Source organism: Pantoea cypripedii (genome assembly GCF_011395035.1).
Taxonomy (GTDB): domain Bacteria; phylum Pseudomonadota; class Gammaproteobacteria; order Enterobacterales; family Enterobacteriaceae; genus Pantoea; species Pantoea cypripedii_A.
Window position 1 is genome coordinate 2857363 of record NZ_CP024768.1, and the last position, 11392, is coordinate 2868754.

At 52.5% G+C, this 11392-nt stretch carries 10 protein-coding genes and 1 riboswitch; of the genes, 5 read left to right on the forward strand and 5 right to left on the reverse strand.

Annotated elements, in window-relative coordinates; genetic code table 11:
- Positions 1–24: 24 nt before the first annotated feature.
- Positions 25–119: riboswitch (TPP riboswitch) on the reverse strand.
- Between the two features lie 109 nt (positions 120–228).
- Together CUN67_RS13350 and CUN67_RS13355 are read right to left on the reverse strand one after the other, a co-directional pair.
- A complete protein-coding gene (locus CUN67_RS13350) occupies positions 229–621 on the reverse strand; it encodes a putative T6SS immunity periplasmic lipoprotein (RefSeq protein WP_208715811.1) in 393 nt (130 codons plus the stop codon).
- A gap of 168 nt (positions 622–789) precedes the next feature.
- On the reverse strand, positions 790–966 hold the full coding sequence (locus CUN67_RS13355) for a DUF3606 domain-containing protein (protein ID WP_208715812.1): 177 nt from the start codon (positions 964–966) through the stop codon (positions 790–792).
- A 526-nt stretch (positions 967–1492) separates the two neighbouring features.
- Here CUN67_RS13355 and chiP point away from each other — a divergent pair.
- The 4 genes from chiP (at position 1493) to CUN67_RS13375 (ending at position 7189) form a co-directional block, all read left to right on the forward strand.
- Entirely contained in the window at positions 1493–2890 is a 1398-nt protein-coding gene (gene chiP / locus CUN67_RS13360) for a chitoporin ChiP (protein ID WP_208715813.1), read from the forward strand.
- 48 nt (positions 2891–2938) lie between these two features.
- Positions 2939–5602 (forward strand): beta-N-acetylhexosaminidase, encoded by a 2664-nt coding sequence (locus CUN67_RS13365; RefSeq protein ID WP_208715814.1) that lies wholly within the window; start codon positions 2939–2941, stop codon positions 5600–5602.
- Positions 5603–5939: 337 nt separating this feature from the next.
- Positions 5940–6143, forward strand: a complete 204-nt coding sequence (locus tag CUN67_RS13370; protein ID WP_208715815.1) for a hypothetical protein — start codon at positions 5940–5942, stop codon at positions 6141–6143.
- 86 nt (positions 6144–6229) lie between these two features.
- A complete protein-coding gene (locus CUN67_RS13375; RefSeq protein WP_208715816.1) occupies positions 6230–7189 on the forward strand; it encodes an AEC family transporter in 960 nt (319 codons plus the stop codon).
- Positions 7190–7354: 165 nt separating this feature from the next.
- On the opposite strand, the gene ahpF is transcribed toward CUN67_RS13375, so the two are convergent.
- Positions 7355–8923 (reverse strand): alkyl hydroperoxide reductase subunit F, encoded by a 1569-nt coding sequence (gene ahpF / locus CUN67_RS13380; protein WP_208715817.1) that lies wholly within the window; start codon positions 8921–8923, stop codon positions 7355–7357.
- A 78-nt stretch (positions 8924–9001) separates the two neighbouring features.
- Positions 9002–9565, reverse strand: a complete 564-nt coding sequence (gene ahpC / locus CUN67_RS13385) for an alkyl hydroperoxide reductase subunit C (RefSeq protein WP_208715818.1) — start codon at positions 9563–9565, stop codon at positions 9002–9004.
- A 226-nt stretch (positions 9566–9791) separates the two neighbouring features.
- Here ahpC and CUN67_RS13390 point away from each other — a divergent pair, with 226 nt between their 5' ends.
- Positions 9792–10232, forward strand: a complete 441-nt coding sequence (locus CUN67_RS13390; RefSeq protein WP_208715819.1) for a GNAT family N-acetyltransferase — start codon at positions 9792–9794, stop codon at positions 10230–10232.
- Between the two features lie 7 nt (positions 10233–10239).
- On the opposite strand, the gene apbC is transcribed toward CUN67_RS13390, so the two are convergent.
- Positions 10240–11352 (reverse strand): iron-sulfur cluster carrier protein ApbC, encoded by a 1113-nt coding sequence (apbC, locus tag CUN67_RS13395; RefSeq protein WP_208715820.1) that lies wholly within the window; start codon positions 11350–11352, stop codon positions 10240–10242.
- Between the last annotated feature and the right edge of the window lie 40 nt (positions 11353–11392).

Here is an 11392-nt window from a genome sequence, read left to right on the forward strand (position 1 = left end):
AACCGGCGATCAAGAAGGCGAATGCGGTCAGGCATCTGACTTCCCTACGCTGGCATTATCCAGATCAGGTCAGCGGGTGTATCTCAGCCCCATTTAAGAGGGCACCCCGAGTCATTTAAAATCAAATAGTTGCGTTAATGTTCCTCATTAACTCACGAACAGGATAATGCCAGCAGAAAGCCCGACAAACAAGCGCTAAAATCCACGTAAATCCCATGATGATTAACTTTAGCGTCCAGCTGGTGGGCTGATCTGCTGCAAACCATTGAATGTTGAAAACACAACTGAAAGGTAACGCCCACTATCAATATCGTTTTTTTCAATCGTGTAATACGCAGTATATGTATGGCCCCGTTTGAAATCATAACCAAACGTTGGCAGACATTGTCCATTAGTTACATCTATAGGTTTTTTGGCTAATGTCCTGAGAAGATGATTATCTTCTCCATCGGAGATCTGTACCGCGGATACATATTCACCCGTTTGGATTGGTGCTGTAATACAAACCAGGTTATCTCTTATCGCGACATTGGCAGGCTCTTTAGGTGGAATTCTATCGCCAGGCCCCGGACAACCCGAAAGCAGAACGGTTGCCGCTATTATTACGTAATTTTTAAACACTTACATTCCCCTGCCTGTCACAATCTTTTTATAAAGTGCCGGAACATCTTTTAAGGGTTGTTTGCCCCGGGAGTTTCCATTGATGGAGCCCACTTCACAACAATAATGCTGTGACTGACTTAAATATAAAAAACCCCGCAGAGCGGGGTTTCCAGGCAGAATTGACACCTACTTACCGAGATACTGCTTAACTTTCTGAGTATCTTTACCCACGTTGGCTATTGCGGTTCGTAATTGTGCGGCGGAGACATCCAGGGTTTTAGTCCAATATTCGACTTCCCAGGTTTCACTGAGACGAATAACGCGTTCGTCTTCAGGTTGTCTTTTCTTCAAAGAATCAGTCATTTTACAGCTCCTGAGGTTAAATTTTGTGGCGTAACGCCCCCTTCAGATCAGCAGCCAGAACTGTGCTGGCCACCGGCGAAAATCCTAGGCAAATTCCCCATCAAGATCAAGGTATAGAAACTACACCAAAGTGCAACAACACGTAATTATCATCCATAAGAAAATTTTTATCTTTGGATTCATGAACTCCCTGCTTTGTAAAGAAGGACCTTTGCCCGTCACCTTGTAACGCAACCGATCACCCGAGTCATTTCACCTGCCCTTTCCCTCGTTTCGTCAGTGAATTCATCACGACAGGAAATTCCTCCACCTGACCTGAAATATCTTTATTTAATTAAAAATCATAAAGATGACGGTAACCATCCTGTCAAAACCTGAGATCCTGTATTTTGCGTGCCACGTCATAATTTGCAAAAAATGCTATTGATAATTCGCGTCGCGAAAAATAGCATTAGCCCACTTGTTACACGAGGTAACAGTTACACACAAGATCATTACTCAAAGGAATTATCACGGAGGATTTACCATGAACCGGACTCTTCGCACTCCCCTGTCCGCTGCAATTGCTGCCATCCTGGCTGTCACGGCATTGATTCCCTGCACACCCGCTCTGGCGGCAGGCTTTGTTGATGACTCATCTCTCACCGGTTCGATTTTCTACTGGCAGCGCCAGCGCGATCGTAAAGAGATGGACCCGCAGCATGGCAAGTACGGCCAGTATGATGCCAACCTGCATCATGCTTCAGCCAATGCCAGCCTTGATTTCTCTTCCGGCTATCTGGCGAATTTTATTGGTCTCGATCTCGCCGCTTTCGGTGCGCTGGAATTGACCAACAGCGGCCCGGCCGCCCCCAATGAGATCGGCTTTAGCGATGCCCGCACGCGCTGGGACGAAAAATGGACCGGCGATAAGAGTGGAGCCAGCCTGTACAAGGCTGCGCTCAAAACCAAATGGCAGGATAACTGGCTGCGTGCCGGTTATTTGCAACCGACAGGCCAGACGTTGCTGGCACCGCACTGGAGCTTCCTGCCAGGCACCTACCGCGGCGTTGAAGCAGGAACCACTTTTGATTTTGCTGACAGCGGTGCGCTTTCCTTCTCCTGGATGTGGACCGATCAGTACAAAGCCCCCTGGTATCAGCACATGTACAACTTCCGCAAAGCAGATGGCAAAACGGGCATTCCCTGGTTGCAATCTTTCGGCGCGAAGTATGACTTTAAAAACGATTTGATCCTGGAAGGCGCATATGGTCAGGCGGCAGACTACATGGATCAGTATTTTGCCAAAGCTTCTTATCAGCTGCCGCTGGCCGGATCACCGCTGCGTACCAGCTATCAATTTTACGGGGCCAAAGATCGCGAAAGCGGCGGTGCCAGCAATGTTAACCATGTTTATGACGGTTTAGCCTGGCTGCAGGCCATGACGCTGGGTTACACCCTGGGGGCTTTCGATTTCCGCCTTGAAGGAACCTGGGTCAAAGCCGAAGGTAATCAGGGCTTTTTCCTGCAACGCATGACGCCTTCCTACGCCAGCTCTAATGGCCGCATGGATGTATGGTGGGATTCACGTTCAGACTGGAACGCTAACGGCGAGAAAGCGCTGTTTGCCGGGGTCATGGTCGATCTTGGCCACTGGCAATTGCCGGGCTGGCAGGCGGGTGGATCTTATGCCTATGGCTGGGATGCAAAGCCCTCTACCAATCCCATCTACAACCAGCAACAACGCCTGACGGAATCCGCCTGGAGTCTCGATCTGGTCTATACCCTGCAGGAAACACGCGCCAAAGGCACCCAGTTCAAACTGCATTACACCCAATATAACAACCACAGCAACCTGCCCAGCTACAGCGGTGGCTACGGCAATGTTTTCCAGGACGAGAAAGACATCAAATTTATGGTCATCGCGCCCTTTACCCTCTTTTGACCCTGAGCTGGCTGGAGCCAGAATTCATCCGCGTATAAGGATAACAGCATGAAAAAATTGAAATTAAGCCTTCTGGCCTTGAGCGTTATCGCGCTGGGTGCCTGCAAATCAGTGCCACAAAACCAGCAAGAGGTGGTGGATCAAATCAGCCAGTTTGGCGTGCAGTACCAGGTCACTGACAATCAGGCCGCCAGCCACGGCGTGGACTGCGCCCAGCTCGGCGCTGACTGGGCTTCCTGCAATCGCGCCATCATCAGGCTGACCAACAATGGCCCGGCCATCACCAGCAAAAACTGGGCGATCTATATGAGCAACGTGCATGAGACGCTGCGCGTAGATAGCGACCAGTTTACGATGACACATGTCGTCGGCGATTTAACCCGCCTGGAACCGACTGACAAGTTCACCGGTTTTGCCGCGGGTGCCACCGTCGAGATCCCTATCGTGAACGAATACTGGCAGCTGTTTATCACGGATGTGATGCCACGCTGGTACGTCACCGCCGAAGGTGCATCGCCAAAAATTATCAGCAGCACCGACACGGAAAATTTAACTGACTTCGTCCAGCCCTTTGGCGAGCAGTGGAAGCGTGTGGCCGATGATAAAAACGTGCTGATGCAACCTGAAAGCCGTTTCGCCAAAAATGCCGATATCAAATGGCTGCCGGCAGCCAGCCTGCGTGGGCAAATTACTCCGACACCACGCTCCGTCAACATCCATGCGGCGGATGTCGATCTGAGCAAGGGCGTGGTATTGCATCTTAACGCTCTGCCCTCAGACCAGGCTAATGCGGTACAGCAGCGTTTTGCATTGCTGGGCATCCCGCCAAATCCACAGGGCTATGGCATCACAACCCACATTAACTCCCGCCGATTCCACGGCACAGAAGCAGTATCTGGCGCTTACCAGCTACGCATTACCCCTCGTGGTACCGATATCGTGGGCTATGATGCTGCTGGCGCATACTACGGCCTGATGTCGCTGCTCTCACTGGTTCCGGCCGAGGGCAAACCCGTGATTGCCACGCTGGAAGCGCAGGATGCCCCGCGTTTTGCCTATCGCGGGGCTTTCCTTGATGTGGCACGTAACTTCCACAGCAAACAGGCGGTGTTGCGCATGCTGTACCAGATGGCCGCATGGAAAATGAACAAATTCCACTTCCATCTCACCGACGATGAAGGCTGGCGCATTGAAATCCCTGGCCTGCCGGAACTGACTGACGTCGGTAGCAAACGCTGTCACGACCTGAGCGAGCAACAATGCCTGGTGCCGCAGTTAGGCTCCGGTCCGTTCAGTGATAATCATGGCAGCGGGTATTTCAGCCGCGCCGATTACATTGAGATTCTGAAGTATGCCCGGGCGCGCAATATTGAAGTGATTCCGGAAATCGATATGCCCGCCCATGCCCGTGCCGCCGTCATCTCGATGGAAGCACGTTACAACAGATTGATGAAAGCAGGCAAAACGCGTGCGGCCAGCGAATTCCGCCTGGTTGATCCGACTGACACCTCCAATACCACATCGGTGCAACTGTATGATCGCACCAGCTATCTCAATCCCTGCCTCGACTCCTCACAACGTTTTGTTGACAAGTTGATAGGTGAAATTCAACGCATGCACCGTGAAGCAGGTCAGCCGCTCACCACCTGGCATTTTGGTGGTGACGAAGCGAAAAACATTCGTCTTGGTGCCGGCTACATCGATATAAAAAATCCTGAGGCAGGCAAAGGCATTCTTGATCAGAGCCAGCAAGACAAGCCCTGGGCTAAATCACAAGTCTGCCAGGCATTGGTGAAATCCGGCAAGGTGCAGGATCTGGAACATCTGCCGAGCCACTTTGCGCTGGAGGTCAGCCAACTGGTGAAAGCGCACGGTATACCTGTGATGCAGGCGTGGCAGGATGGCCTGAAAGATGCCACCAACGCCCATGCTTTCGCCACCTCACGCACACGCATTAACTTCTGGGATACGTTGTACTGGGGCGGCTTTGACAGCGCCAGCGACTGGACGCAGAAAGATTATGATGTGGTGATTTCCAACCCTGATTACGTCTACATGGACTTCCCCTATGAGGTCAATCCTCTGGAACGCGGCTATTACTGGGGTACGCGTTTTAGCGATGAACGCAAAATGTTCAGTTTCGCACCGGATAACCTGCCGCAAAATGCTGAAACCTCAGTCGACCGCGACGGTAACGCTTTCGCGACAACATCAGACAAGCCGTGGGGCGGCGCATATGGCATCTCTGCCCAGCTATGGAGCGAAACCGTGCGCACCGATCAACAGATGGAATATATGATCTTCCCGCGTCTGTTATCCGTGGCGGAACGTGGCTGGCATCGCGCCAGCTGGGAGCTGGATTATCAGCAAGGCCGCAGCTTCAAAGGCGGTGAAACCCATCATGTCAACCAAAAGCAACTCACTGGCGACTGGCAGCGTTTTGCCAATCTGCTGGGCCAGCGTGAACTGGGCAAACTGGATAAAGCCGGTATCCATTACCGGCTCCCTGTCCCTGGCGCACGCATCAATGCTGGCAGGCTGGAAATGAACATCGCCCTGCCGGGTCTGCCGCTGCAATACAGTCTGGATAATGGCAACAGCTGGATTGACTATCACCCGCAGGCACAGCCGACCATTGCCGCAGGCGATAAGGTGATGGTACGCAGCCTGAGTCTGGATGGAAAAAGGGTGAGTCGCAGCGAAAGCCTGTAATCGAATAAATTGCGCTGGATCATTTCACACCACTGACGCCCTCAGTCGTCATAACTGATCCAGCGCAAATAACATCCCGGATGTTGAATAGTGAAAAAGGAGGTGGCGCAACAAATAACTCAAAATAGTTATCCGCATTAATAAAATAAGACCGGGTAAATCAAATTATATTGCGCGCAGGCTGAGTCCCCTGCGCGCTTTTTTATCTGAAATTAATAAATAATTTCAAAATGGGAGCAACATCACTGTTGCTTGATTAATATCAAACTATGAACGGGTAAAAAACGGCCTAATTTCATTCCGGACCTGAAGAATATAATTAAATCCGGCAGACATAATGAAATTAAAATTATTCAGTTTTATCCCGCATGCACATAAATGGCGTAATATTCAGATCTCACGTAAAGGCGCGGTTTCACCCTCTGGTCGCCACTACCATTCCACACATATCCAGGCGCATTGCAAAGGATGCGGGGAACGTATTCATCGGGTTTATTATCGTGATATCAGTGATGCGGAAGCACGTCGCTGGTTAGGATAATCAGGCAGATATTAGCGGATTGTATGTTGCAGAGATGTTATGACATGGTACTCTGCCGATATTGACCTCTTGCCAATATCACTGCTATGCCTGATTTGTTAACCACATTGAGTCACCAGATTTACCTCTCGGCCCCATTATTTATTCTTATTTTTCTCGGTTACTGTTTGACGCGCTTTGGCAAATGGCCCGCCAGTATCAGTGAAGGGATGAACCGTTTTGTGTTCAATGTCGCCCTGCCCTGCATGCTGTTTGATGTGATGAGTGATTTCTACAAAAGCCCGCCGGTGGATTTTCGTCTGCTGCTGGCATTTTTTGGCAGCTGTTTGCTGGTATTTATTGCCGGACGCGTGATCGCAGCAAAAGTATTCCGACTGGAAAGCATTGCCGGATCGGTGTTTGCACTGGGCGGTATTTTTTCCAACAACGTGATGCTGGGTATTCCGATTGCTACCGTGTTGCTGGGCGAGCAGGCGCTACCATCGGTGGCGCTGGTTTTGGTGTTTAATAGCCTGATCCTCTGGACACTGCTGACGGTGTCAGTCGAGTGGTCAAAACACGGCAGTTTTTCGGTACAGGGGCTGGGCCGAACGCTGATTAGCGTACTGAAAAACCCGCTGATTATCGGCATCCTCAGTGGCACGGCCTGGAGCTTTCTGCAACAACCGCTGCCACTGATTGCGGCGCAACCGATTGACCTGCTGGGATCGATTGCCGCCCCCCTGTCGCTGGTCACGCTTGGCATGAGCCTGGCGCACTATCGGGTGCGTGATGGCCTGAAAGAGAGTTACAGCATCTGCCTGCTCAAGCTGATTGTTCAGCCGATGTGCATCTGGGCAATCGCCTGGCTGACAGATTTACCGGCTCTGGAGAGTAAAGTGGTGGTGCTGCTGGGATCGATGGCGGTGGGTGTCAATGTCTACCTGATGTCGCAAAAATTTCAGGTACTGACCGGCCCGGCTGCGGCCAGTATGTTGTTTTCCACGCTGTTCGCGGCGGTGACCACACCCGTGTGGATGATGCTGATGACGCTGGCGGGGTATTAATCCCCCCTTGTAGCAGCGCGATTTATCGCGCTAATTTCAGCACTTTCACATCCAAAGACGCGCAATAAATTGCGCCGCTACGAATGTGTGCAGGCACACGGGTTTAATCAAAAAAAAACCCCACAACACAGGTTGCGGGGCATTTGCGTGGCTATCGCAACAAAATTATTCAGCCGGGTTGGTGCGGATCAGGTAATCAAACGCACTCAGTGAAGCTTTGGCACCTTCACCGCTGGCAATGATGATCTGCTTGTACGGCACCGTAGTACAGTCACCCGCCGCGAACACACCTTTCAGGCTGGTTTCGCATTTCGCATCAATGATGATCTCACCCATGCGGTTGCGCTCAACAACGCCTTCCAGCCAGGTGGTATTCGGCAGCAGACCGATCTGCACAAAGATGCCGCTCAGCGCGATTTCATGGCTGTTCTGGTTGGTACGATCGGTATAAACAAGGCCGGTCACTTTGCTGCCGTCGCCTTTCACTGCCGTGGTCTGTGCGTTAAGGATCACATCCACGTTTTTCAGGCTGCGCAGTTTGTCCTGCAATACCTTGTCAGCTCGCATTTCGCTGGCGAATTCCAGCAGGGTGACGTGCTCTACCAGACCCGCGAGGTCAATGGCCGCTTCAACACCCGAGTTACCGCCACCGATAACCGCCGTGCGCTTACCTTTAAACAGCGGACCGTCACAGTGCGGGCAATAGGTTACGCCTTTGGTGCGATACTCTTCTTCACCCGGCACACCCATATTGCGCCAGCGAGCGCCGGTTGCCAGGATGATGCTACGTGATTTCAATACCGCGCCAGAAGCGGTTTCGATGGCATGCAGACCGCCCTCTTTGGCTGCGGGAATCAGCTTGATCGCGCTCTGGGTATCAATCACATCCACATCGTAATCATCAACGTGGGCACGCAGTGAGCCAGCCAGCTTCGCCCCTTCGGTTTTCGGTACGGAGATGTAGTTTTCAATGTCCACCGTATCCAGCACCTGGCCACCAAAACGCTCACCCATCAGGCCGGTACGAATACCTTTACGTGCTGAGTAAATCGCTGCTGCTGCGCCCGCCGGGCCACTACCCACGATCAGCACTTCATAGGCATCACGCTTATTCAGTTCTTCCGCCGCACGTTTGTCAGCGTTGGTGTCCACTTTACCGACGATTTCCGCCAGGCTCATACGGCCCTGACCAAACTCTTTGCCGTTCAGATAGACCGCCGGAACGCCCATCACGTTACGTTCGGTGATTTCTTTCTGGAACATGCCACCGTCAATCGCAGTATGGCTGACGTTTGGATTGAGGATGGCCATCAGGTTCAGCGCCTGAACAACATCCGGGCAGTTGTGGCATGACAGGGAATAATAAGTTTCAAAATGGAACTCCCCTTCAAGCTGAGCCACCTGCTCCAGCAGGCTCTGCGCTTCTTTCGAAGGGTGTCCACCGGTCTGCAACAGTGCCAGTACCAGTGAAGTAAATTCATGGCCCATCGGCGAACCGGCAAAACGCGGGCCGCTGTGGCTGCCAGGGTTGGTAATCAGGAACGAAGGTTTACGCACCGGACGATCGTTCTCTTCGCGGAAGCTGACTTTGTCAGACAGGGTCGCGATATCAGCCAGCAGGGTCCGAATCTCTGCGGATTTGGCGCCATCATCCAGTGTGGCAATTAACTCAACCGGTTTCGTTAATTTCTCAAGGTAAGCCTTGAGTTGGGTTTTTAAGTTGGTGTCGAGCATAATGAGTTCCTGTTGCTGGTCGAAAAATCGGGTGCCGTAGCACCCGATTGGAGAAACATCGAAGGGCTGCGTGGTGGCTTAGATTTTGCCAACCAGGTCCAGTGATGGAGCCAGAGTCGCGTCGCCTTCCTGCCATTTAGCCGGGCAAACTTCACCTGGGTGAGAAGCAACATACTGAGCCGCTTTCACTTTACGCAGCAGGTCAGAGGCGTCACGGCCAATGCCTTCAGCAGTGATTTCGATAGCCTGGATGATGCCTTCCGGGTCAACGATGAAAGTACCACGATCTGCCAGGCCTTCAGCTTCACGCATGATTTCAAAGTTGCGGGTCAGTGCACCCGTCGGGTCGCCGATCATCGCATATTTGATTTTAGCGATGGTCTCAGAAGAACCGTGCCAGGCTTTGTGGGTAAAGTGGGTGTCGGTAGAAACAGAGTAGATATCTACGCCCAGTTTCTGGAATTCTTCGTGATGATCAGCCACGTCGCCCAGTTCGGTCGGGCATACGAAGGTAAAGTCAGCTGGGTAGAAGAAGAAAACACTCCATTTACCCTCAACGTCTTTCTCGCTTACATCGATAAATTCGCCGTTTTTGAATGCTGCGTTTTTGAACGGTTTGATTTTGGTATTAATGATAGACATCGGGTGACCTCCATATAAAAGATGTGATGCAGGTTACATAATTTTCGGGCCAACATCTAATATGCAGCCGTTATCAATTAGATAAACAAAAGCTATCAAACGCGGCAAGGCCCGATTGCTGCGGCCTGCCGCGGCATTCTACACAGAAACCACCTTGATTTAACGTGGTTTATCTTTTTGTAGCGGAACTGCTACTTTTGAGTGACGTGACTGCTGGAGTCCATCTGTGCATATTCGATTGTTTCAGGAAGCTGACCGCCCTTTTCTGCGCACGCTGTTTCTGGCGGCGCGCCGGACCAACTGGACCTGGCTCGACGGTGATGACTGGCAGCTGGAGGATTTTGACCGGGTGATCCTCGGCGAGACCGTGCTGGTGGCGGAGATTGACGGCCACCGCGCCGGTTTTGCCGGTGTGCTCGATAATGATAATTTCCTGCACAGCCTGTATGTCGCCCCCGATTTTCAGGGCCAGGGGGTGGGCAGTGCGTTACTGGACGCAGTGCAGGCACGTTTTACCAGCACCGGGGCGCTGAAATGCCTGCTGCTGAACCAGCCAGCGCAAACCTTCTATCTGAAACACGGCTGGCAAAAGGTGGCTCAGGGCGAGAGCGATCAGGGGAAATACCTGCTGATGCACTATCCGCTGACGGCACGCGCCAGCGGATAGTTTGCGGTTAAACGGCGCGGAAGGCGATATCGTCGGGGATCACTTCCCCATGCCAGTAAAGCTGCGCCGCCACGCGCCCGGCCAGCTCACGATACAGGGCGGTAAATTCGCTGTCGGGACGACGCACCACCGTTGGCTCACCATCATCAAGATCTTCGCGCAGATTAATATGCAGCGGCAGCTGCGCCAGCAGTCGGGTGTTGTAGTCCTGCGCCAGTTTCTGCGCACCACCCGTGCCAAAGATCGGCTCATGATGACCACATTCGCTACAGATATGGATGCTCATATTTTCCACCACACCCAGCACCGGTACGTTGACCTTCTCGAACATCACGATACCTTTACGCGCATCAATCAACGCGATATCCTGTGGCGTCGTCACCACCAGCGCGCCAGTTACCGGAATATTTTGCGCCAGCGTCAGCTGGATATCGCCGGTGCCGGGCGGCATGTCGAGCACCAGATAATCCAGCTCAGGCCACATCGTTTCATTGAGTAGCTGCATCAGGGCCTTGCTGGCCATTGGCCCGCGCCACACCATCGCGTTATCGTCAGTCACCAGATAACCAATCGAGTTGGTCGCCAGGCCGTGCGCCATGATCGGTGCCATATGGGTCCCATCCGGTGAGGTGGGTCGCTGGTTTTCCGTACCGAGCATGTTGGGAATCGACGGACCATAGATGTCAGCATCGAGAATCCCGACACGAGCCCCTTCTGCCGCCAGCGCCAGCGCCATATTCACCGCAGTACTGGATTTACCCACGCCCCCTTTGCCGGAACTGACCGCAATGATGTTCTTCACACCATTGACGCCGGGATGATTTTTCACCCGTTTCAGGGTGACGATATCGTGGCGCAACCGCCAGTCAATGGCGCGCGTCTGCGTCAGGCGCAGCAGCTCGCCACTGGTTTGTGCTTTTAATTCTTCAAACGCGCTGGCCCAGGCGAATGGCATCACCAGTTCCAGATGCAGTTTGTCATCCAGCAACGCGACGTGGCGCAAGGCTTTCAGTGTCGTAAGATTGTGCTTCAGTGTCGGATGTTCAAAGCCACTCAGCACGCCTATCACCACGGCGCGCAAGGCTTCGGGTGAATGTTGTTCCCGGGATTGTGAAGTCATCCCCGCTCCTTACTCTTTATTCTGACGCTGAATTTCAGCG

Bases quoted from the DNA above. Each gene is read 5' to 3' on its own strand.
- CUN67_RS13355 (WP_208715812.1), bottom strand. From the start codon at position 966: ATGACTGATTCTTTGAAGAAAAGACAACCTGAAGACGAACGCGTTATT.
- chiP (WP_208715813.1), top strand. From the start codon at position 1,493: ATGAACCGGACTCTTCGCACTCCCCTGTCCGCTGCAATTGCTGCCATC.
- CUN67_RS13365 (WP_208715814.1), top strand. From the start codon at position 2,939: ATGAAAAAATTGAAATTAAGCCTTCTGGCCTTGAGCGTTATCGCGCTG.
- CUN67_RS13370 (WP_208715815.1), top strand. From the start codon at position 5,940: ATGAAATTAAAATTATTCAGTTTTATCCCGCATGCACATAAATGGCGT.
- CUN67_RS13375 (WP_208715816.1), top strand. From the start codon at position 6,230: ATGCCTGATTTGTTAACCACATTGAGTCACCAGATTTACCTCTCGGCC.
- ahpF (WP_208715817.1), bottom strand. From the start codon at position 8,923: ATGCTCGACACCAACTTAAAAACCCAACTCAAGGCTTACCTTGAGAAA.
- ahpC (WP_208715818.1), bottom strand. From the start codon at position 9,565: ATGTCTATCATTAATACCAAAATCAAACCGTTCAAAAACGCAGCATTC.
- apbC (WP_208715820.1), bottom strand. From the start codon at position 11,352: ATGACTTCACAATCCCGGGAACAACATTCACCCGAAGCCTTGCGCGCC.